Below are 23,088 nucleotides of genomic sequence, written 5' to 3' on the forward strand. Positions count from 1 at the left end.
GGGAGGTTTTCTATGTTTATGAAGATTTCTTTGTATTTGATAGATACATCCTAACAACCGCCTCAGCAAGACATTGAGAGGAATCAACAAAATCCTCATCCGCCACAACATTTAAATCGGTACATGCGATAATTGCGGTATCTACTTCATTTCTCAATTGTAAAACGAGCGTATGCCACAATTCGCGGGCTTTTTCAATTTCTCCGCCTTTAATACAAGAAATAGTTTGATTAATCATTTCTTGCCATTTTCCATGATGAATGTATTCTATATTCCGTTTTGCAATACCGTCTTGATAAATACCAGCTTGAATTGTCGCTTCTGTTGCGAGAAGCGCGACTCTTTTTGTACTTTCAGGAATTGCTTGTAACGTCTCATTGACTATATTTAAAATCGGGATAGAAAGAGAATGCTGTAATTCTTCAAAATAAAGATGCGCTGTATTGCAGGGCATAGCGATAAAGTCTACGCCAATACTTTCAAGTTTTTGTGCCCCTTCAATAATTGCTTTTTTCATCGCCTCATAATCAATAGGCCGATCCATATAAAACGGTGTTGGACAAGAATAAATCATCATATGAGGAAAGTCCATATCATGCTTTGCTCCGTATATAGTTTGGCACCCTGCTACAACTGTATCAACGAATGGCCCAGTTGATTTTGGTCCCATTCCTGCTAGTATTCCGATCATTGGTTTGTCTCCTTTAATATGTAATTAAAAACGTTTTTTACGAACGACAAAAAGAAATAAAGTAAGTAATAAAAATGAATATACGATAGCCCAAGCTGTGAGCCATAGCGTGTGAGTAAGTATATTAAATTTGTATTGTCCAAGCATTAGAAAGCTTTCGACAGGTGGTAAAAACCATAGTAACTCTTTTTTAAACCGGATGGAGGCGATTGTTATAAGTAATATAAATGTCAGGCTAAGCCAAGCGGTGCTTGTTTTTTGAATCATATTTCTAGTAAATAAAGTTGCAATTGAAATTCCTATTATAGAGAAAGATATATGAGCGAGAAATCCGACTAGGAATAAAGAAACTGTCATTTTTTCATTAAACATTTGCAAAATCATTGGATAGATTACGGATATAAAAGATAGCACAGTACAAATGAGAAGAGCGGTAATATATTTACCCACATATAGTGCGGAAATATTATTTGTGTGAGAAATAGTAATTTGTTCTTGTACAGGATCTTCCGTATGAAAAATTGTGATTGTAATCCAGGCAGATAATAAATAAAGGGCGAGAGCTGTTTCTAAGTATGTCGGTACAATAGGAGTCGGCTTATATGTATATACAAAAAGTAAGCTCACAAAGTACATCGCAATAGGAGGGACGTACTTATACGATTTTGTATAGTCGAGAAAATGGTAACGAATAAGGGCAAACATAATAAACCTTCTTTCGATTTAAAAGTTAGGTTGTAGCAGTGTGATAGATGCTTTTTTATGTAATAAAAACTGAAGCATTTCGTTTGTATATTCTTTTTCGATTTGTAATTGAATAAGGTTTTGATTTGAATTGTGTGCAACGTGTATAAAGCCTAATTGTTTCCGTAGTTCTATCGCTGAAAATGTTTCATGAACGATTGCTTCAATATAGACTTGTTCTGCTCCTTTTTGCACAGAGATATCTTCTGTGATTGTATGATTTGCTAACGTCACAATTCTATCGGCGAAGTTTTCTAGTAGTTGTTTTTCGTGACATGTGAAGAGTATAGATATGCCTTGTTGTTTTAATGAGAGTAAAATATGTTCTAATTCTTGCTGAGAGTTAGGATCAAGTCCAGAAAGAGGTTCATCTAAAATTAATAAATGGACGTCTGTAAGCAATGCTTGCATAATGCCAGTTTTTTGTTTCATACCTTTTGAAAAGTTTCGTAAAACGGAATGCCTTGCATGATGTAAATGAAAAGATTCAAGAAGCATCGGAATTTTATCTTTTAAATATTTTGTTGATAAGCCGTGGATGTGGCCGAGATGATATAAATAATCCTCTAATGTAAAACGAATCCCTTCAGGAAAATGTTCAGGTACATAGCCAATTTGTATATGTTCTTTTCTTTGAAGTGTCCCTGTTGTAGGTGAAATAAATCCTGCAATTATTTTGAGTAGAGTACTTTTTCCAGTCCCGTTCCCGCCAATAATAGCGAGTGCCTCTCCTTCTGGAATGGATAAATCGATGTTGTCTAGTATAAGTGATTTGCCGTACTTCTTTTGAATTCCCCTTAGTTCTACTAGCAAAGTTCTATCCTTCTTTCTTCAAATAGTGTATATATCCATTATATAGGAGAATAAGAAAAAGACGTGCAATGAGTGCACGTCTTTTTTTGTTATGTTTTGTCGAATCGTCGATATATCGAAAAAATCGTTGATATATTTTATCGCTTCTCAATCGCCACAATAAATGGTGGGTTATTTTGCTGGTTAATGAAGCCGTATCGTAGTACGTGAGCTTGTTTTTGGTCGAGTTCTTCTGCAAATTTGAGAACAGCGTCGCGTTCTACTTGTCCTTCTGGGTGTCCGTGGTAAATGACAAGGACGATGATTCCTTCAGGTGCCATTACTTCTAGTAATTGTTCAATTGCCGAAAGTGTTGAGTTCGGTTTTGTAACGATATGCTTGTCACCACCAGGAAGGTAACCTAAGTTGAAGATAGCGCCTGTTACTTTTCCTTTTGCATCTTCTGGTAGTACGGATAGAAGCGTATCGTGACTATCGTGAACTAAAACAGTACGTTCAAAAAGCTCTTTTTCTTTTAGACGGATAGTAGAGCTTTCAATTGCTTCTTTTTGAATATCAAATCCAAATACTTTTCCGTTATCTCCAACGATTTCAGCTAGGAAGCATGTGTCATGTCCATTGCCGAGCGTTGCATCTACAGCGTAATCGCCTTCTTTTACTGCCGTTTGCAGTAGTGTGCGAGCAAACGGTAATACACGTTCTAATTTCATTGTTGTTTCTCCTCATTTGCATATTTTCCTTGCCAGCTTCCGCGGCGTACAAATTCTGCATCGATGGAATTTAATACTTCCCATTTATTTAAGCTCCACATTGGACCAATCATTAAGTCAGGCGGACCGTCACCTGTGATACGGTGCACAATTACGTCTTCTGGAATCATTTCAAGTTGGTCAACAACGAGACTTACGTAATCTTCAAGAGAAAGGAATTCTAGTTGTCCTTTTTCATATTGCTTCACCATTGGCGTTCCTTTTAATAAATGAAGTAAATGAATTTTAATTCCTTGTACATCAAGCTTCGCTACTTCACGAGCTGTTTCCATCATCATGTCGTAATCTTCAAGTGGAAGACCGTTAATAATATGAGAGCAAACTCTAATGCCATGCTTACGTAATTTATTTACACCTTCCACGTAAGATGGGTAATCATGAGCGCGATTAATAAGGTTTGCAGTTCGTTCGTGAACAGTTTGTAAACCGAGTTCAACCCAAAGGTATGTGCGTTTATTTAAGTCCGCTAAATATTCAACGACATCGTCCGGTAAGCAATCTGGACGAGTGGCGATAGAAAGACCGACAACGTCTTTTTCTGCTAGAAGCGGTTCGAATTTTTCTTTTAACACTTCAAGTGGTGCATGTGTATTTGTGTACGCTTGGAAATAAGCGATACATTTTCCGTCTTTCCACTTTGAGCGCATTTTTTCTTTCATTTCATGATATTGCGTTATAACATCATCGCGGCGATCACCAGCGAAGTCACCAGATCCGGCAGCACTACAAAATGTACAACCACCGTAAGCAACTGTACCGTCACGGTTCGGGCAATCGAAGCCAGCATCTAATGAAACTTTAAAGATTTTTTCACCAAATTCATTTCGTAAATGGTAATTCCATGTATGATAACGTTTATTGTCGTTTGTATATGGAAAAGGGTTTTGAACCTTCATTACTTTCCCTCCTAAGCCGAGTCAAAATGAAACAAAATCCATTATAACATACTCATAAGGTAGAGATGGAAGGGACACACTAAAGGGGAATTGAAGCAAGGAGGGACAATTATGGCAGAGCGTCAATCACTTGAATCGTATATTACACAAGCGGAACAAGCGGTGGAATATGCGAAAGAACAATTAGACCAAGGTATGAGACAAGAGCATTATAATACGATGGAGTATTCAGATGCACAGTTACAATTAGAACAAGCATATAACGATTTACAAACGATGCAGCAACATGCGAATGATGAGCAACGTGAGCAGTTAAATAGAGCACGCATGACAATTCGCCAACTGCAACATCAAATGATTATTACACCGCACTAATAAGGAGTGAATGTAATGGCGAAACGTTCCGATCAAAATAATCCAGAGCAAAAAACGCAAAATGGACATAACGCTGAGTTTTCAAATGAACTTGATCCAGTTGTTCAAGTGAAACAGCGCAACAGTAAAAAAGGACAACCTCAAAGATCAAAGCAATCAGAGTAAACCAGGTCGCAATATGACCTGGTTTTATTTTGCTATATGACAATAATGTAAGATTTCTGTAAGGTTTGCCGATAGTTGTAAGCTTACTTTTCCAGTAGAGTAAGGGAGGATTAAATTTTGGACAAGGAGTTGCTTTATGGGGAACAACATTACAAACAAACGAATTGATGAGTTAGATTACATTCGTGGCTTCGCATTACTGGGGATTATTTTAGTAAATATTCTAGCGCTACTGAATATTAAAGTGCCAGATCCTAATACAGTAGATGCTAGTTATCAAAGGTTTCTATACTTATTTGTAGAAGGTCGTTTCTTCTCGATTTTCTCATTCTTATTTGGAGTAGGATTCTACATCTTTATTACAAGAGCAATTGCGAAAGGGAAGAATGGGTACGTTCTATTTCTACGCCGCGTAGTTGCACTATTTATTTTTGGTTTAATTCATCAAATGTTTCAGCCTGGAGAAGCACTAGCGTTATACGCAATTTGTGGATTAGTCGTTTTACCGTTTTATAAAGCGAAAAAAGAAGTGAATGTAGTACTCGGTCTTATTCTTACGATAGCTTTTAGTATTATGGCAGCTAAGGAATTATTACCATTAGGTTTAATTTTATTAGGTCTTGCTGCAGGGCAGTATAAAGTGTTTGAAAACCTTTCAGCAAAAATCAAACAAGTCGCTATTTTTACAGGCATTATGTTTGTTTTAAGTGTTGCAGCGTTATGGTATCAATATGGGCACGTTCCTGCTAATCCATTTGTAAATATGATAATTATGAATGAAGATGGAACAATGGACGCTGCAGGTCAATTCTTAAAAATTGGTGTTACAGTTGGACCAATTATTTCAGCTTTCTATGTAGGAGCATTAATTTTATTACTTCAGTTAAAACCAGTTCAAACATTGTTAGCACCATTGAAATACTACGGTCGTATGGCTTTAACGAATTATATCGGACAAACTGCAATGATTTTAATTGCTGGTAGTGTATGTAACTTTGCAGGAAACTTAACATACATGCAGACGTTATATGTATGTATCGCAATTTATGCTATTCAAATTGTGTTTAGTGTAATTTGGATGAAAATCTTTAAAATGGGTCCACTAGAATGGATTTGGCGTGTTATTACGTATTGGACGGTAACACCTTTAAAGAAATAGGAAGAGAAGTGGGCTGTTCCTTTTGTGGAACAGTCTATTTTTATTGTCATCTTTTTTCGGTAAGTCGATATTCCTTTGAGAATCGCTGATAAAATTGCATTTACCAATGAGGTTGATCCAAAAGAAAACGAACCTTACACGCGCGCCTTTTTTATATTACAAAAGTGTAAGGTAATTGTAATGTTAACAAATAGCAGTTCTCTTCTAAAAGGCGCAAAATAGGTAATGGAAAAACAAGCGTAGGAGGATATATATGACGAAACCAGTTGTAGACGTGAAAAACGTTCAAAAAGTGTACGGTAAAAAAGGTGAGAACCAATCACACGCGTTAAAAGGTGTTTCATTCTCCATTCAAGAGGGTGAGTTTGTTGGAATTATGGGACCATCTGGTTCTGGTAAAACGACATTATTAAATGTAATTTCAACGCTTGATAAAGCAACGGGCGGCGTTGTTGAAATTGCGGGTACGGATATTACGAAAATGAAGCAAGGTGAGCTTTCTGATTTCCGTTCACAAAAATTAGGATTTATCTTCCAAGACTTTAACTTATTAGAGAACTTATCTATTTATGAAAACATCGCACTTCCACTTTCCCTTCAAGGTGTTTCATCACGTAATATTGGACCGAAAGTAGAAAAAGTAGCGGATATGCTAGGGATTACAGAAATTCTTCAAAAGTATCCATCTGAAGTATCTGGTGGACAAAAGCAGCGTTCAGCAGCAGCGCGTGCACTTGTGCATGAGCCAGCAATTATTTTAGGGGACGAGCCAACAGGAGCTCTTGATTCTAAAAATGCAACGAGTTTACTTGATGCGATGACAAATTTAAATAAAGATCAAGGTGTATCGATTATGATGGTTACACATGATCCGTATAGTGCAAGTTACTGTCAGCGTATTTTATTCATTCAAGATGGTGAGCTATATAAAGAAATTCATCGCGGTGGTACGCGTGAAGAGTTCTACAAAGAAATTTTAGATGTACTTGCAGATTTAGGTACACAAAAAGCGTAAGAAAGGAGGTTCCAGTATGTTATTTAAACTTTCCATGTCGGGGCTGAAGAGTAAGCTGAAAGATTATATCGTCTTACTTGTTGGTCTTGTCATGTCTATCTCAATTTTTTATATGTTCCAAACGTTAGCGCTTAATAAAGCGTTTATTGAATCTAACTCAGTTATTCAATCAATTGGATTCGTATTCCAGGCAGGTTCATTTTTACTAGCCATTATAACGTTCTTCTATATTTTATATGCGAACTCTTTCTTATTATCTCTTCGTCAAAAAGAGTTTGGTATGTACATGATGTTAGGAGCAAAAAAACATAAAGTTACATTGCTTATGTTTATTGAAACGATTGTATTAGGTGCTGCGTCTCTTGCGATTGGTATTACAGTTGGTGTAGGACTTGCAGAAGGTATCGGACAGTTATTAATGAAACAATTAGAATTTGCTGGTGAAGGCTATAAAGCATTTTATCTTCCATCTATGACTGTTACTTGCATTTTCTTCTTTGCACTATTTGTATTATCAGCAATTATGAACAGTATTAAGTTATCACGTATTTCTGTACTGCAACTTGTACATGCAGATGCACAAACAGAGCGTGTTGCAGTAAAGGGAAAAATGACAGGTGTCGTTGCAATCCTTGCTGTTATTTTATTAGGAATTGGCTATGCATCAATGATCTATATGGCAAAACTAAGAGAAATGGGAATCCTTATTGCATTAATTACAACAACAACTGGTACTTACATGCTATTTGGATCACTTCTCCCAGTTATCATTAGAAAGTTAAAGAGTAATAAAAAACGTAGTGAAAAAGGAATTAATGCTTTTACGTTTGCACAATTAAATTTCCGTATTAATAGCTTAACGAAAGTACTTGCAACGGTAGCGATGTTAGTTGCTCTTGGAGCGGGTGCAATTTCAGGTGGTATGGCGTTTAAAAATAACGTTATAAAAATGGTTGATGGTTTAGTAATATATGATTCAGTTATTCATAACCCAACAGCTGAAGAAAAGAATATTTTAGATGGTATTACATTTAAAGAGAAAAATGAATATCGTTACAAAGTTGATAATAAATACGTTTATTATGTAAAAGAAGATTTAGAGAAAAATCCTCCTTTCGTACAAGATACAAAACAGATGGAAAGTATGAAGGATTTAGGAAAAATAAAGAAAGTTTCAGAGGAACTGCCAGTAGGTGCAGTTTCTAGAGAAATGAATGAAAAAGATGCGAGTGCTAAAGAACTTCCAGAAGAATGGAACGAGGCTTTCAGAACAATTCAGCCATTTTATCTATATGAAGATCATGCAATTAAAATTGTAGATCAGAAAATGTACGATACTGTAAATGGTAAAGAAGGAATCGTAGTTACTGGAAAAACAGACGATTTTGTAGCATACACAAAAGAATGGAAAAAACTTGACGAGTTGCAGCTAGTTAAATATAAAAATGTAAAAGCTGAAAGATTAGATAGTAAATATCAATCTTACAATGGATTCTACGGCGTTGCGAGTGGAACAGTATTTATGGGATTCTTCCTTGGAATTGCGTTCTTAGCAATGATGGCAAGTTGTTTAATGTTTAAAATTCTTTCTGGTGCATCAAAAGATATTACGCGTTATCAAATGCTTCGTAAAATCGGTGTGCGCCGTGAGTTATTAACGAAATCGATTTATAAAGAATTATTCTTAGTATTCTTATTCCCGGCAATTGTGGGTATCGCTCACGTATTAGTTGGTATGAATATTTTCGGATTTATTTTAATGGATCCTTACTTCCGTATTTGGGTACCGATCGTAATTTTCGTAGTTATTTATGCGATTTATTACTTCATTACAGTTCAATTGTATAAAGGAATTGTTCTTCCAAAAGAAGATTAATAGGTAAAAAGCCGAGTGAAAGTGCTCGGCTTTTTGTATTTTCAGAAAAAACACTTTAATGTTACTGAAATATATAATATAATGTAAATAAGTAACATAATATAAAAGTATCAGCAACCGAAAAATGAAAGGAGGAATCCGATCTGTAGAAAGAAGCTGAACTTGTACTCCCCCTATTTTTTCTACCCACACCGTATTTGTACAATCATAAATTTCCAAATGAAAAATTGTCGTAAGAGTATATTGTGAAAATAATGGATAATACATGGAAATCTCATAGCATGATAAGGTAAAATGGACAGGATAATGAGAAAATTACCGTTCATAAGATGAGGAGATACATGTATGGAAGTTGTAGAGGCATTAAAAGATATAAGCCAAATTGAGGCTATGAAAAAGTATTTAAAAGAGCATTCGCAGCGAGATTATCTTTTATTTGTTATTGGAATTAACACTGGATTAAAGATCACTGAACTACTTAGTATGAAATTTGAAGAGGTATTGAATGAAGATGGAACTGTTAAAGAGTTCTATTCTCTTCCTGTGAAAGATGAAAAATTCAAACAAGATATTTATTTAAATACAAAAGTAAAAGAAGCCCTTTTAGAGTACGCACAATCTATTGATGCTCAAAGAGAAAACTACGTATTTCAATCTAATAAAACGAAAAATTCAATCTCACGCCAACAAGCATATCGTGTTATCCATAGCGCAGCTGAAGCGGTTGGGATTGTTGGAAAGATTGGAACGAATTCAATGCGAAAAACATTTGGATTTCATGCGTACAAAAGAGGAATAGCGATTGCGCTATTGCAAAAGCATTTTCATCACACAACTCCATCAGAAACGCTCAAGTATTTAGGAATCTCAAAAGATGAGAAGTTTAAAACAGAGATTGATGTAGATTTGTAAGAGCCGTAACTAAAAACTTTAGGAGGCGGAAAATGTGAATATTAGAGAGAGTGAACTACCTGGCATTGGATGTAAATTTGAAGTGATAACAAAAGGTAATGAAAAAATGGTTATTGTGATTCATGATGATGGCCGAAGAGAAATGTATCATTTTGATGCGGATCATGATGAGAGTATTTCAAGCATTTCTCTTCGTGATTCTGAAGCGAGACAAATTGCGGCTATATTAGGCGGAATGGTATATAGGCCGCAAGCGCTAGACACAATTGAGATGGCTTTTGAAGGATTATCAATTGAATGGTTTAAGGTGGAGAATAATGCACCAGTAGTACAACAAACAATTGGTAGCTTACATGTCAGAAAAACATATAACGTAACGATTATTGCTATTTTGAAAAAGAATATGAAGAAATTCTTTAATCCAGGTCCAGATTCTATTATTGAAGCTGGCGATATGCTCGTATTGTCGGGTGAAAGACATGAAGTGAAAAGAATTATTAATGAATTGCTTTCAGCAGGAGGTGATTCCTAATCGATGGATACTTTAATCTTTGAAGTTGGAACTGCGTTAGTATTAGTAGCTTTTGCAGCTATCCTCGCTGCGAAGTTAAAGTTCTCGATTATTCCGTTTCTCATTATACTCGGTATGTTAGTGGGGCCTCATGCCCCAGATTTAGGACTTATCGATTTAAGGTTTATTGAAAGCGGAGAAGTTATTTCCTTCCTCGGCCGTGTTGGCGTCATATTCCTCTTATTCTACTTAGGTTTAGAATTCTCAATAAAAAAATTAATTAAATCAGGAAAGTCGATTGCTTTTGGGGGTAGTATTCATATATCGCTTAATTTCATATTGGGTTTACTTTATGGATATGTTATGGGTTTCCCCTTATTAGAAACATTAATTATTGCTGGAATCATTACAATCTCATCGAGTGCAATTGTTGCAAAAGTAATTGTTGATTTAAGAAGATCTGGTAATAAAGAGACTGAATTAATATTAGGAATCATTATGTTTGATGATATCTTTTTAGCTGTATATTTATCAGTCGTTTCAGGGTTAGTACTCGGTGGTGCAACATCATTTGTAGGTGCTCTTACATCGGTGTTAATCGCGGTAGGGTATATGCTACTATTCTTTGTAATCGCTAGAAAAGCTACGCCGTTTCTAAATAAAGTATTAGATATTTCGTCAAACGAAATTTTTATTATCGTAATATTCGCCATTTTATTCTTTGTAGCAGGATTTTCAGAAACGATTCATGTTGCTGAGGCAATTGGAGCATTATTGTTAGGACTCGTCTTTTCTGAAACAGAGCATAGTGATCGGATTGAGCATCTCGTCGTTCCATTTCGTGACTTCTTTGGAGCCATATTCTTTTTCAGTTTCGGTTTAAGTATAGATCCGTTTTCACTTGGAGGAGCAGTGTGGTTGGCATTAGGAGCAGTTTTCATTACGCTCATCGGTAATTTTACAGCTGGAATGATGGCGGGACGTAAAGCCGGGTTATCGCATAAGGCTTCTACGAATATCGGTTTAACCCTTGTATCACGCGGAGAGTTCTCCATTATTGTAGCCAATATCGGCATTGCGGGTGGTTTAATGGCAACGATTAAACCGTTCTCTGCACTGTACGTTTTAATATTAGCATCGTTAGGACCGCTATTAACGAAGGAGTCTGGGAGAATATACTCTCTACTAGATAAAATATTTAAATGGAGTGCGAAAGAACGTGCGAAGCGAGAAAAAGAAGTTGGATAGTATAAATAAGGGGGAGACTGCATGAACTTTATGTAGTCTTCCTTTTTTATATATTGTTGTTGATGTCGTTTTTTGTCGGTAAGTCGATATATTTTAATAATCGCTCATATATTTCGGGAATCGCCGATATATTTTGAGATTCGCTGATATATTCCCCAAATCGCTGATATATTTTCAAGTGACAATTCATATAATTTCATTTACCGAAAAACCATTATCTGAATTTCATCAACTATTAATCAGTTGCCTTCCTATTTAAAAACGACTACAATTTTACTGTTATAGATGAACGAAAAAAATAGAATAGGAGGGGAGACTATGCCAAGGAAAGTATGGCTATTAGTAGCTGGGATGATTATTAATGTCACGGGTGCTTCTTTTTTATGGCCTTTTAATACAATTTATTTGCATGATCACCTAGGAAAATCTTTATCTGTGGCCGGAATGGTATTAATGATCAACTCGCTTACTGGTGTAATCGGAAACTTGCTCGGCGGCGTTTTATTTGATAAATGGGGCGGTTATAAATCAACTTTAGTAGGGATTGTTATTACACTCGTATCGATTTTAGGTCTTGTGTTCTTCCACGGTTGGCCGTTATATGTTGTGTGGCTAGCATTAATCGGCTTTGGTTCTGGAATGGTCTTCCCATCGATGTATGCGATGGTCGGTACGGTTTGGCCAGAGGGCGGAAGACGAGCATTTAATGCGATGTATGTTGGGCAAAACGTTGGTATTGCGATCGGAACAGCGTGCGGTGGTTTAGTTGCATCTTACCGTTTTGATTATATTTTCTTAGCCAATTTTGTTTTGTACTTTGTTTTCTTCTTAATTGCTTTTATTGGATTCCGTGGTATGGAAGACAAGAAAGAGCCAGGAGTGCAAAAAGAAGTCGAAACGAAAAAAGGCTGGACACTTACACCTGGATTCAAAGCACTTCTTATCGTATGTGTAGCATATGCTTTATGCTGGGTTACATATGTGCAGTGGCAAGGGGCGATTGCGACTCATATGCGGGAATTAGATATTAGCCTCCGCCATTATAGTTTATTATGGACGATAAACGGAGCGATGATTGTTTGTGCGCAGCCACTTGTTAGTATGTTAATTCGCTGGATGAAGCGTTCTTTAAAACAACAAATTATGATTGGAATCGTCATTTTTGCGGCGTCATTTATTGTGTTAAGTCAAGCGCAGCAATTTACGATGTTCCTCGTTGCGATGGTGACGTTAACGATTGGTGAGTTATTCGTATGGCCAGCAGTTCCGACCATTGCAAATATACTTGCACCAAAAGATAAGTTAGGGTTTTATCAAGGGGTTGTAAATAGCGCGGCGACTGTAGGGAAAATGTTCGGACCGGTCGTTGGCGGAGCAATTGTTGATTTATACAATATGGAAGTATTGTTTATAGCAATCATGGTAATGCTTGTAGTAGCGATTATTGCAACGAGCATGTATGATAAACGAGTAAAAGTAGAAGAAACAGTAGAAGAAAAAATTGCAGTTTAGTTTGACGGAACATGTAACATGTTTTAGAATATATTTAAATAAAACAACCTTTGGAACAAGGGAGATAGCTCGGCTGTCCTAAGACGAATTCGTTAGTTATGAAGAGTAACAATTAACCGAGAAGCCTTAGCTTCAAGTAAGCTCTTTAGAGATACGAAGTGGTGGGTAGTTCACATTAACTTATATTTGTAATAACAGTGAGAAGGAGTAGTAGTAATAGAAGCTGGTTTAGAGAGTTGACGGTCGGTGCAAGTCAATCCACGTTTCGTTATGAACTCGCCTTTGAGTTGCAGTTGTGAAACTAGTAGTAGCAATTGCCGTTAATCCACGTTACGGATCTAAGCGAATGTATATTTGTACATTAATTTAGGGTGGTACCGCGGGAATCTATAACCTCTCGTCCCTTTCTAGGGATGAGAGTTTTTTTGTATTTTGGGCGGTGAAAATAAATAGAATTTCAAGGAGGGTATCTCATGAGCTTTAATCATCAAAATATTGAGAAGAAGTGGCAAGGGTACTGGGAAGAGAATAAAACATTCCGTACGCCAGATGAGACAGAAAAACCAAAATTTTATGCACTAGATATGTTCCCATATCCATCAGGTGCAGGCCTACACGTAGGACATCCAGAAGGTTATACAGCGACAGATATTTTATCTCGTATGAAGCGTATGCAAGGATATAACGTTCTTCATCCAATGGGATGGGATGCGTTCGGTCTTCCAGCAGAGCAATATGCACTTGATACTGGAAACAGCCCGGCAGAATTTACAGAGCTTAATATTAATACGTTCCGTAATCAAATTAAAGCATTAGGCTTCTCTTACGATTGGGATCGTGAAGTAAATACAACAGATCCAAACTACTACAAGTGGACACAATGGATCTTCCTAAAACTATTTGAAAAAGGTTTAGCTTACGTTGATGAAGTACCTGTAAACTGGTGCCCAGCACTTGGTACAGTACTTGCAAATGAAGAAATCATTGACGGTAAGAGTGAGCGCGGTGGACATCCAGTTGAGCGTCGTCCGATGAGACAGTGGATGTTAAAAATTACAGCTTACGGAGATCGTCTATTAGAAGATCTAGATGAGCTTGATTGGCCAGAAAGCTTAAAAGATATGCAACGTAACTGGATTGGTCGTTCTGAAGGTGCAGAAGTACACTTCAACATCGATGGTACAGACGAGAAATTCGCAGTTTTCACAACGCGTCCTGATACACTATTTGGTGCGAGCTACTGTGTACTTGCCCCAGAGCATGCGCTTGTTGCTGACATTACAACAGCAGAGCAAAAAGAAGCTGTAGAAGCTTACATTAACTCTGTTAAAATGAAGAGTGACCTAGAGCGTACAGAACTTGCGAAAGAGAAAACTGGTGTATTCACTGGTGCTTACGCAGTTAACCCAGTAAATGGCGAGAAATTACCAATCTGGATCGCTGACTATGTTCTTGCAACTTACGGAACAGGTGCTGTAATGGCAGTTCCCGCTCATGATGAGCGTGACTATGAATTCGCATCAACGTTCGATCTTCCTATGAAGGAAGTTGTAAAAGGCGGAGACATTACGAAAGAAGCATACACAGGTGATGGTGCGCACGTAAACTCAGCATTCCTTGATGGTTTAAATAAAGAAGAAGCAATCGTAAAAATGATTGAATGGCTTGAAGTAACGAGCGCAGGAAATCAAAAAGTAACGTACCGTCTACGTGACTGGTTATTTAGCCGTCAACGTTACTGGGGTGAGCCAATTCCAGTAATCCACTGGGAAGATGGCACAATGACAGCTGTGAAAGAAGAAGAATTACCATTAGTTCTTCCTAAAACAGAAAACATCCGTCCTTCAGGTACAGGTGAATCACCACTTGCTAACATTGACGAGTGGGTAAACGTTGTTGATCCTGAAACTGGTAAAAAAGGTCGTCGTGAAACGAACACAATGCCACAATGGGCTGGTAGCTGCTGGTATTACCTACGTTACATCGATCCAAACAATAGCGAAGCACTTGTAGATCCTGAAAAAGTAAAACAATGGCTTCCAGTTGATATTTATATCGGCGGAGCGGAGCACGCTGTACTTCACTTACTATATGCTCGTTTCTGGCACAAAGTATTATACGATATCGGTGTAGTTCCAACGAAAGAGCCGTTCCAACAATTATTCAACCAAGGTATGATTCTAGGTGAAAACAACGAGAAAATGAGTAAATCAAAAGGTAACGTTGTAAACCCTGATGATATCGTAGCAAGCCATGGTGCAGATACACTTCGTCTATACGAAATGTTCATGGGACCATTAGATGCTTCGATTGCTTGGTCTGAAAATGGTCTTGACGGAGCTCGTCGTTTCCTAGACCGCGTATGGCGTCTATTCATTCAAGATAATGGTGAATTAAGTGAGAAAATTACTGATGCACCAAATAAAGAGCTTGAAAAAGCTTACCACCAAACAGTGAAGAAAGTAACAGAAGACTATGCAGAGCTTCGCTTCAACACAGCGATTTCTCAAATGATGGTATTCATCAACGATGCATATAAAGCTGAAACACTTCCGAAAGAATATGTAGAAGGTTTCGTAAAAATGATTGCACCAGTTGCACCTCACATCGGGGAAGAACTATGGAGCAAACTTGGATATAATGAAACAATCACATATGCAAGCTGGCCAACATTTGATGAGTCTAAACTTGTAGAAGATGAAGTTGAAATCGTTGTTCAAGTTATGGGCAAAGTTCGCGCGAAACTAACAATGAGTAAAGACGCATCAAAAGAAGAAATGGAACAACTTGCACTTGAAGCAATTCAAGACCAAATCGAAGGAAAAACAGTTCGTAAAGTAATTGTAGTTCCTGGAAAACTTGTTAACGTTGTTGCAAACTAATGAATGAAAGAAAAGCTCAGAGCATTATGCTCTGAGCTTTTTTGTGTAGAAAATAATTTCAGGATCTCTTTCATCTAAATTTTTAACTATTCCACTACGTACAAATAAAAGAGCGGAATTCCAATACAGACAAACACCTATTTTTCTATAGGAAATATGATAAAAAAGGTAGGCTAAATTGAGTAGAAGAGGTGAAAGGAATGAAAGGGATGGACAATAATGCACCACATGGCTTCTTCGGAGGCGAATCGGACAGTTATACACAAATGATGTTAATGGGAGGAGCTGGCCAACAAGGGTACGGTGGAATTCCGAGCTGGATGGGTGGAGGAGCAGGGGGATTTCCAACATCGGTAGCGGGCATGCAAACTGGAATGCCTACATTAATGGGAGGGTTTTCGACATCAGGGGCTGGAATGCCTACAGTAACAGGAGGATTTCCGACATCAGTAGCTGGCGTACAGACAGGAATTCCAGTAGGAGTACCAACTACATTTCCTTCTTTCGTTGGAGGAGTGCAGACAGGATTTCCGGTACCGGGAGTAGGTGTTGTAGCAGGTGGAGTAGGTGGTTATCCGCAAGGTGTTCACGGTCATCATGTACATCACCACCACCAAGGCCAACACGGTCATCATGTACATCACCACCACCAAGGCCAACACGGTCATCATGGACATCACCACCATCAAGGCCAACACGGTCATCATGTACATCATCACCATCAAGGCCAACACGGTCATCATGGACATCACCACCATCAAGGTCAACATAGTCATCATGGACACCATCATCACCAAGGCCAACAAGGTCAGCACGGTCATCATCATCACCAAGGTCAACACGGCCATCAACAACAAGTACATCACCACGGACACCATCATATATATCCACAGGCTGTTCTTTATCAAACGCATCAAGGTCAACACGGTCATCATGGTCACCAAGGCCAACACGGTCATCAAGGCCAGCACGGTCATCATGGTCACCAAGGCCAACACGGTCATCATGGTCAACACGGTCACCAAGGCCAACACGGACACCAAGGTCAACACGGTCATCAAGGCCAACATGGTCAACAGCACCAACATGGTCAACAGCACCAACAGCACCAACAATACCAACAATATCAACAGCAACAATCTTCTCCTTGGACAGGTGGAATTGGAGCAGGAGGAGCAGGAGCAGCAGCAGGAGCGGCTAGCATTGGTGGAGCAGCAGGGCACGCTGGACACGTGGGTCATTAATGAATTGCAGAAAAAAGACATAATAAAAAACTGCTAGGAAATCCTAGCAGTTTTTTTCAGCTTCTTGGCGCTGGCGTTCGATTTCAGCACGAAGTTGTGGTTCTGGTGCTTGCCAGCCTTCTGGTTTTAGAATTTTGCCGTCACCTTCACGGAATCGAGGTTTTCCATCAGGGAATAGTTTTGCCATGTTTGCGTTATTTACAATTTCGAATCCTTTATCAGGACGTACGCCCATTTCGGCAAACGTTCCGAATGCAAAGTAAATAAGGTCAATTAGTGCATCATATTGATCTTCAACAGTCGTTGCTTCTAGAAATTCTTCTAGCTCTTCTTGCATAAAGCTAGCACGAATTTTTGCACGCTCTTCTGTTAATTTCGTTGGAGTATTTGTCACAGGGTGTCCGAACTCTTCATGCATTTTTGCAACAAGTTCGTATCCTTTATCTAAACCTTTTTCGTTTGTCATGTTGTTTCATCCTTTCTCGCTTTGTGCCGAATCTCATTGTAACATAAGGTGATTATGAAATGAAAAAGGACTGTTCAAAAGTTTCATCTTTTAGTTAAGATAGGGAAAGATTATATCGACTAAACGACAAAACATAACCCATTAATAAAAGAAGGCCATCCCGGAATATTTTTGGGACGGCCTTGCTCGTTATTTTTCTTCTTTTATTAAAATGGATAAAAGAAGATCGATGCCAAACATACCAACGAGCAACATTGGAATAACGACAAGTAAATAACGTGTGAAGGAAACATTTTTTAAGTATGTATGAGCAAATAAAAAGACGCCGAGAAATAAAATACCATTTAAAATAGGCTTTACTAATTTTTTAGACATAAGCTCCCCCGTAAATATCTTCTCTCTCTATCTAAAATAAAAACTCCTCTTTCCGTTGTATCATGCTGGAGAGAGGAGTTCAATCATTTCTCATTCAATTACACCAGAATTTGTAATATTTACGGTGTATTTTATAGTAACTGGAACATCTTTATACATTTGCCTCCACTCTTCTAATTTGAATGGGCGATAATGTTGCTTGTATTTAGCTCCTAGCCCGAGCGGATCGACACCTAAAGATTTGAATTGCTTAATTAACTTGTTACCTTGTATATCCAATTGTTTTTGGATGGCTTTCTCAATCTTTTTTGTGTTCTTAGCATTCTCTAAGTTAATTTGTTTTGATACTTCTTGAATGCGAGCATCAATTTTAACATGAATGGAAAAAGAAGGCTTTCCATTTTTTATTTTTATATCGTATGTTGGAACAGAACGAATATTATTAATCATTACGTACCCAGGATTTGCTTTAAATTCATGTGAATCCAACTTATGTTTCTCTAAAAGTCCTTTGAATACAAACATATCTTTTTCTGCAATTTTACCAACATATTTATCCTTTTTAAAAAGACCAATTCCGGTGATTTTTATTTTATCACCATGTTTCTTTAAAATTGGAATATAGTAGTCTTGCCCTTCTTGATAATAACGGAATGCTCCTACATGCAGATTATCTGTTGGTAAAGGACCGGTTTCCATATTATGTTCTAGCATTTTTTTTATATAAATTGCAACGTTGGATGAAGTCGTGTACTTTCCTTTTAAAAGTTCAGTACCATTACCTTCAAGTAAAGCAACATATAAGGCATTTCCAATGTTTACATCGCGAATTAATGTATCGAAGGAAGCAACCATTCCTTTCTTAGCAATTCGGGTGGTAAATAGAGCAACTCGCATTTGCCCGCTAGCAAATGGTTGAGAAGACTCTAAAGATGTGTCTGCTTTTACTTGTTTTACAGCATTTGCTGTTCCTTCAAAAACTTGAACTTTGTTCCCTTTTTGCTGAATAGGACAAACAAATGTTACCTTTATTTTATTATCTTTTGCTACATCAAAGACAGTTCCTTGGATAAGGTGTACGTCATCGATAATATTTTTTTGTAAACATCCAGTTAGACTGATGAGTGTTATACAAGAGATAAGTATTAATTTATTTTTGATTTTTTCCATTTTCTTTTCACCCACACAATGATAAATAGGATTGGGATGTATACATAAATGAGCCAAAAGCTCCCCTTTGATGCATTACTAATAAAATTATTAATATCGTGTCTGTTTGTTAAAAGTTGTGAAACAATGAGGGTGATAATGATAAAAGCGATTAAAACACCTCTTTGTTTTACACGGAATATTTCGTGAGTTGCTCTCGTTGCCGCCCACAAAGGTAGAATAAAACTTGTAATAATAACGAGGGCATAAGCTGAAATTGCAATATATTCTAGCCTTTCTATGAATGGTAATTGAATGACTTGGGTCATAGAAAGTTGGGCCCATATCGTTTTTAATAATTGTTTTTCACTAAAAAACGAAAAGGCTAAAAGGGTACTAAATAAATATAGAAGGTTTGAAAATAGTGCTCCAAGCTGGGCGTATTTATGAGATTGCATAGGCTTTTTCACAAATGGATACACCATGAGGTAAATCTCAAAACCGGTCATACTGTAGATTGACAGTTGAGCGGATTTTAAAATGTCTGAAAAAGAATGTGTGAATATAGGTAGTAAATTATCCCAATGTGAATATTTCAAAACGAATAAGCTTAGAAATAAATATCCTAATGTACCACCAACAGAGATGACGCAAATACCGGTAATTACACGAAATCCAGAAGAAATAATGTAATAGCTAACTAAGCATAAAAAGAGTGTTAACATCCAAGTGGAAGCGGTAGGAAACATCCACACTTGAATAATTTCAACGTATGTTCGAATGACGGAAATACTGACGATTAAAAAATAAGCAGCAAAGATGATGTTAACGCCGTTCCCTAGCCACTTTCCAAATGTTTGCCGATGTAAGTCGATTAAATTACCGTTTGTTTCTTTTAATAAAAAATACATCATCCATATAAGAATCTGGATACAGATTCCTGTGATTAGAACGCCCATCCAGCCATCGTATCCAGCGGCCTTGGCAGTAATTCGAGCGAAGCCGAGAACGCCAGCTCCAAACTGTGCACCGTGAATTAAGAAGAAGACAAAGACAGGAGATATTTGATATTTTTCTTGAACTTTACTCATCGATGCACCTCGTTCTTTAATCATCAAAGTCTGATCTATGTTTTGTTGAAATTCCTTTTGCTGATTTTTTTACATGTTGTGGCCTCGCTTGTACATCCCTTGTATCAATCATCGTTAAAGGAAAACGAATCCAAGAGTCCTTAACCGACTGTTGTCTCGTCGGATAAAACAAAGCGTACGGCTTACGTAAGGAAGTAAGTCTGAATAGATGCGTAAATAAGAAGATAAATCCAAGAGAAATCCCGAACAATCCGCCTATTTCTGCAAACATAAGAAATGGAAAGCGTAGTAATCGAACTGCATTACCCATTTTATAAATAGGTGTAATAAAGGAAGCAAGTGCTGATAAGGCAACGATAATTAATAAAATATTACTCGTTAAACCAGCTTGTACAGATGCTTGCCCGATTACGATACCACCTACAATTCCGAGTGTTTGACCAACTTTCATCGGTAATCTCGCGCCAGCTTCTCTCAATAAGTCGATTGCAAGTTCTAAAAAGAGTGCTTCAATTAAAGGTGGGAATGGTACTTGTGCCCTTGATAAAATCAAAGTTTCAAGTAAATCACTTGGAATAAGTTCATAATGATAATTTAAAATTGCAACATATAGTGGTGTAGCACAGATTGAAAATAGAACAGCGATAAGGCGTAAAATGCGTGAAAATGTAGCGTATAGCCAAGAAACGTTATAGTCTTCTGGTGAAATGAAAAAATCGAAATAGGATACTGGCGTAAGTAGAACACTTGGAGAACCATCCACAAAAATAGCAATTTTCCCATCAATGAGTGCTTTTGTAACTCTATCAGTACGTTCTGTATTGATATAGAGAGGGAAAATCGACTTTTCACCCATTAGTTCTTGTATATAAGCACTATCATTAATTTGATCATATTCAAGAGCACGTAATGACTCCTCGAGAAAATCTACATTTTCTTTTTCAGCGAGGTTGTCTAAATACATCATGACAACTTTTGTTTTGGAAAACTCGCCGACAATCATTTCTTTTGTTTGTAAATCTAAAACAGGAAGACGTTTTCGAACTAAATTAATATTTGTATCAATATCCTCTACGAAACCTTCTTGAGGACCGATAACAGTCGATTCGTTTAAAGGAGGGCTTGGTGCCCGATACGTATCAATTGCAATGTTTGCAAGCATACACTTTTGGTCTTGCTGATTTAATTGAATAATCGCATGTCCCTTTAACACCATATCCTCAATTTTTTGTAAATCGTTCGTAATTGTAATACCGCTCATTGGAATATGTTCTTTTAGCTCTTCTAGTGAAGCGTTAGGTCGTTCTAAAAGAGTAGGCATTAAATACTTTTGTAATTTCTCTCCATCAAGCGAAGGGCGATAGTAAGAAATCCAATAAGGCATCGTTTCATCGTCAGATGTGTGATAATTAACAAAATCGCTAGATTTTTTAAGTTTCTCTATTAAATCTTGTAGAGAGTGAATCCGGTCTTTTTCTGGTTTCGTAAAATCATAAATACTATTATTTCCAGAGTTTTGCTGCTGATCTTGATCCGAGTTCCCTTGTTTAGAATGTTGTTGTTGATTCTGATTCGAGTTGTCTTGATTAGAATGTTGTTGATTCTGATTCGAGTCGTTTTGTTTAGAGTTTTGTTGTTGATTCTGATTCGAGTTGTCTTGTTTAGAGTTTTGTTGTTGATTCTGATCTGAGTCGTTTTGTTTAGAATGTTGTTGCTGCTGATCCTGAGAAGGCTCTTTGTGTTCCTCTTTTTTTTGCTCGCTATTGCTATCTTTATTATGTTTCATACTTCTAGTCTGTTCTTTGTTATCATTCTCTTGGTTGTTAGGCTGTTGCTCCGAGTTATCTGTTTCGTTTTTCTCTGTCGTATTTGATTTTTTTTTCTTACGTAGCCAATTCCAAATCATATGTATGCCCTCTTTGATTGTGTAATATAATGCTATTTTGTGGCTAATTTTGTATATTATTCATTTATTTATGAAAAGAAGGAGGAGATTAGTTTGCATAGAAAAAATCCTTTAGTAAGCAGCAGTTCATACTATGGCGGGAAGAGGGCGAGTCTGTGCAATTTGTAAAAAAGGAAAAGTTTGTTTTAAGAGAGTTTACGTTTGAAAATGGTAGGGGAATTCCTGTTCAAATGGGGTATGAGACGTATGGTACTTTAAATAGAGAAAGGTCAAATGCGATTTTGGTATGCCATTATTTTAGTGCAACGAGTCACGCGGCAGGGAAATATACAGCGCATGATGAGGAGTCTGGTTGGTGGGATGGTTTAATTGGACCGGGAAAAGCAGTTGATACAAATAAATATTTTGTTATATGTACTGATAATCTTTGTAATGTGCAGGTTAAGAACCCTTATGTGTTTACAACGGGACCGAAATCGATTCATCCGAAAACTGGAGATGAATATGCGATGGATTTTCCGGTTTTTACATTTCTTGATGTAGCTCGTGTGCAATATGAGTTAATAAAAGATATGGGAATCTCAAGGTTACATGCTGTAATGGGACCGTCAGCTGGTGGGATGATTGCGCAGCAATGTGCTGTTCATTATCCTCATATGGTAGAGCGGATGATTGGTGTTATTACGAACCCACAAAATCCAATTATTACGTCGGTAAATGTAGCGCAAAATGCAATTGAGGCTATTCAACTAGATCCAAGTTGGAAGGGCGGAAAATATGGAGAAGAGCAGCCAATGAAGGGACTTCATTTAGCAAATAGAATGATGTTTATGAACGCATTTGATGAGCATTTTTATGAAACGACATTCCCTCGTAATAGTGTAGAGAAAGAACCTTATGAAACATTTGCTGCATTAACATCATTTGAGAAAGAAATAAATAAAATGACATATAGAAGTATAGAGTTAGTAGATGCAAATTCGTGGATATACACTGCGAAAGCAGTTTTATTACATGATATTGCGCATGGATTTTCGTCTTTAGAAGAGGCGCTTTCTAACATAGAAGCAAATGTACTTATGATTCCGTGCAAACAAGATTTGCTTCAGCCGTCACGCTATAATTATAAAATGGTAGACATTTTGCAAAAACAAGGGAAGTATGCGGAAGTGTATGAGATAGAAAGTATAAATGGGCATATGGCAGGAGCATTTGATATTCATTTATTTGAAAAGAAAGTTTATGAATTTTTAAATCGGAAAGTATCTAGTTTGGTGTAGAAAATAAA

22 protein-coding genes and 1 other annotated feature are annotated in these 23,088 nt (G+C 37.2%); of the genes, 12 read left to right on the forward strand and 10 right to left on the reverse strand.

Annotated elements, in window-relative coordinates:
• Positions 1-16: 16 nt before the first annotated feature.
• The 5 genes from JDS99_RS17450 to mnmL all read right to left on the reverse strand — a co-directional run bounded on the left by JDS99_RS17450 (position 17) and on the right by mnmL (position 3,914).
• On the reverse strand, positions 17-691 hold the full coding sequence (locus JDS99_RS17450) for an aspartate/glutamate racemase family protein (RefSeq protein ID WP_199695428.1): 675 nt from the start codon (positions 689-691) through the stop codon (positions 17-19).
• Positions 692-715: 24 nt separating this feature from the next.
• Positions 716-1,396: an ABC transporter permease gene (locus JDS99_RS17455; protein ID WP_097889172.1), complete on the reverse strand. Its 681-nt coding sequence runs from the start codon at positions 1,394-1,396 to the stop codon at positions 716-718.
• Between the two features lie 18 nt (positions 1,397-1,414).
• Positions 1,415-2,248 (reverse strand): ABC transporter ATP-binding protein, encoded by an 834-nt coding sequence (locus JDS99_RS17460; RefSeq protein WP_097889173.1) that lies wholly within the window; start codon positions 2,246-2,248, stop codon positions 1,415-1,417.
• A 137-nt stretch (positions 2,249-2,385) separates the two neighbouring features.
• Positions 2,386-2,958: a tRNA 5-(aminomethyl)-2-thiouridylate-methyltransferase MnmM gene (mnmM, locus tag JDS99_RS17465; protein WP_088064619.1), complete on the reverse strand. Its 573-nt coding sequence runs from the start codon at positions 2,956-2,958 to the stop codon at positions 2,386-2,388.
• Positions 2,955-3,914: a tRNA modification radical SAM protein MnmL/YtqA gene (gene mnmL / locus JDS99_RS17470; protein WP_029440192.1), complete on the reverse strand. Its 960-nt coding sequence runs from the start codon at positions 3,912-3,914 to the stop codon at positions 2,955-2,957. Before mnmL ends, mnmM begins: the two co-directional genes overlap by 4 nt.
• A 111-nt stretch (positions 3,915-4,025) precedes the next feature.
• Here mnmL and JDS99_RS17475 point away from each other — a divergent pair, with 111 nt between their 5' ends.
• The 11 genes from JDS99_RS17475 to JDS99_RS17525 all read left to right on the forward strand — a co-directional run bounded on the left by JDS99_RS17475 (position 4,026) and on the right by JDS99_RS17525 (position 16,813).
• Positions 4,026-4,289, forward strand: a complete 264-nt coding sequence (locus JDS99_RS17475; protein WP_199695429.1) for a YtzC family protein — start codon at positions 4,026-4,028, stop codon at positions 4,287-4,289.
• Between the two features lie 15 nt (positions 4,290-4,304).
• Positions 4,305-4,454, forward strand: coding sequence for a hypothetical protein (locus tag JDS99_RS17480; protein WP_001129345.1), 150 nt, complete (start codon positions 4,305-4,307; stop codon positions 4,452-4,454).
• Between the two features lie 136 nt (positions 4,455-4,590).
• Positions 4,591-5,613 (forward strand): DUF418 domain-containing protein, encoded by a 1,023-nt coding sequence (locus tag JDS99_RS17485; protein WP_088064618.1) that lies wholly within the window; start codon positions 4,591-4,593, stop codon positions 5,611-5,613.
• 253 nt (positions 5,614-5,866) lie between these two features.
• Positions 5,867-6,628, forward strand: a complete 762-nt coding sequence (locus JDS99_RS17490) for an ABC transporter ATP-binding protein (RefSeq protein ID WP_046198226.1) — start codon at positions 5,867-5,869, stop codon at positions 6,626-6,628.
• A gap of 16 nt (positions 6,629-6,644) precedes the next feature.
• Positions 6,645-8,504, forward strand: coding sequence for an FtsX-like permease family protein (locus JDS99_RS17495; RefSeq protein ID WP_199695430.1), 1,860 nt, complete (start codon positions 6,645-6,647; stop codon positions 8,502-8,504).
• Positions 8,505-8,849: 345 nt separating this feature from the next.
• Entirely contained in the window at positions 8,850-9,416 is a 567-nt protein-coding gene (locus JDS99_RS17500) for a tyrosine-type recombinase/integrase (protein WP_199695431.1), read from the forward strand.
• A 34-nt stretch (positions 9,417-9,450) separates the two neighbouring features.
• Positions 9,451-9,948: a cation:proton antiporter regulatory subunit gene (locus JDS99_RS17505; RefSeq protein ID WP_001026048.1), complete on the forward strand. Its 498-nt coding sequence runs from the start codon at positions 9,451-9,453 to the stop codon at positions 9,946-9,948.
• Positions 9,949-9,951: 3 nt separating this feature from the next.
• Positions 9,952-11,175, forward strand: a complete 1,224-nt coding sequence (locus tag JDS99_RS17510; RefSeq protein ID WP_087984862.1) for a cation:proton antiporter — start codon at positions 9,952-9,954, stop codon at positions 11,173-11,175.
• Between the two features lie 318 nt (positions 11,176-11,493).
• Positions 11,494-12,687 carry an MDR family MFS transporter gene (locus tag JDS99_RS17515; protein ID WP_001137571.1) on the forward strand — a complete coding sequence of 398 codons (1,194 nt, stop codon included), beginning with the start codon at positions 11,494-11,496 and terminating at the stop codon, positions 12,685-12,687.
• A gap of 188 nt (positions 12,688-12,875) precedes the next feature.
• Positions 12,876-13,095 (forward strand) — a binding site (T-box leader).
• A gap of 65 nt (positions 13,096-13,160) precedes the next feature.
• The gene (leuS, locus tag JDS99_RS17520) at positions 13,161-15,569 is read left to right on the forward strand and encodes a leucine--tRNA ligase (RefSeq protein ID WP_199695432.1); all 2,409 of its coding nucleotides are present in this window, start codon (positions 13,161-13,163) and stop codon (positions 15,567-15,569) included.
• A gap of 200 nt (positions 15,570-15,769) precedes the next feature.
• Positions 15,770-16,813: a hypothetical protein gene (locus JDS99_RS17525; RefSeq protein WP_199695433.1), complete on the forward strand. Its 1,044-nt coding sequence runs from the start codon at positions 15,770-15,772 to the stop codon at positions 16,811-16,813.
• A 43-nt stretch (positions 16,814-16,856) separates the two neighbouring features.
• Here the strand turns inward: JDS99_RS17525 and JDS99_RS17530 are convergent, their stop codons facing one another.
• The 5 genes from JDS99_RS17530 to JDS99_RS17550 all read right to left on the reverse strand — a co-directional run bounded on the left by JDS99_RS17530 (position 16,857) and on the right by JDS99_RS17550 (position 21,800).
• Positions 16,857-17,279, reverse strand: a complete 423-nt coding sequence (locus JDS99_RS17530) for a pyrophosphohydrolase domain-containing protein (protein ID WP_000180547.1) — start codon at positions 17,277-17,279, stop codon at positions 16,857-16,859.
• A gap of 189 nt (positions 17,280-17,468) precedes the next feature.
• On the reverse strand, positions 17,469-17,654 hold the full coding sequence (locus tag JDS99_RS17535) for a hypothetical protein (protein WP_001982745.1): 186 nt from the start codon (positions 17,652-17,654) through the stop codon (positions 17,469-17,471).
• Between the two features lie 90 nt (positions 17,655-17,744).
• The gene (locus tag JDS99_RS17540) at positions 17,745-18,824 is read right to left on the reverse strand and encodes a Ger(x)C family spore germination protein (RefSeq protein WP_147786578.1); all 1,080 of its coding nucleotides are present in this window, start codon (positions 18,822-18,824) and stop codon (positions 17,745-17,747) included.
• Positions 18,800-19,894, reverse strand: a complete 1,095-nt coding sequence (locus JDS99_RS17545) for a spore germination protein (RefSeq protein WP_106382724.1) — start codon at positions 19,892-19,894, stop codon at positions 18,800-18,802. The genes JDS99_RS17540 and JDS99_RS17545 overlap by 25 nt, the downstream gene beginning before the upstream one ends.
• Before the next feature lie 16 nt (positions 19,895-19,910).
• The gene (locus JDS99_RS17550; RefSeq protein WP_199695434.1) at positions 19,911-21,800 is read right to left on the reverse strand and encodes a spore germination protein; all 1,890 of its coding nucleotides are present in this window, start codon (positions 21,798-21,800) and stop codon (positions 19,911-19,913) included.
• Positions 21,801-21,955: 155 nt separating this feature from the next.
• On the opposite strand from JDS99_RS17550, the gene JDS99_RS17555 reads away from it, so the two are divergent.
• Complete coding sequence (locus tag JDS99_RS17555) at positions 21,956-23,080, forward strand: homoserine O-acetyltransferase family protein (RefSeq protein ID WP_199695435.1); 1,125 nt, start codon at positions 21,956-21,958, stop codon at positions 23,078-23,080.
• Positions 23,081-23,088 lie beyond the last annotated feature (8 nt).

Source organism: Bacillus cereus group sp. N6, from assembly GCF_016483705.1.
Taxonomy (GTDB): Bacteria; Bacillota; Bacilli; order Bacillales; family Bacillaceae_G; genus Bacillus_A; species Bacillus_A wiedmannii.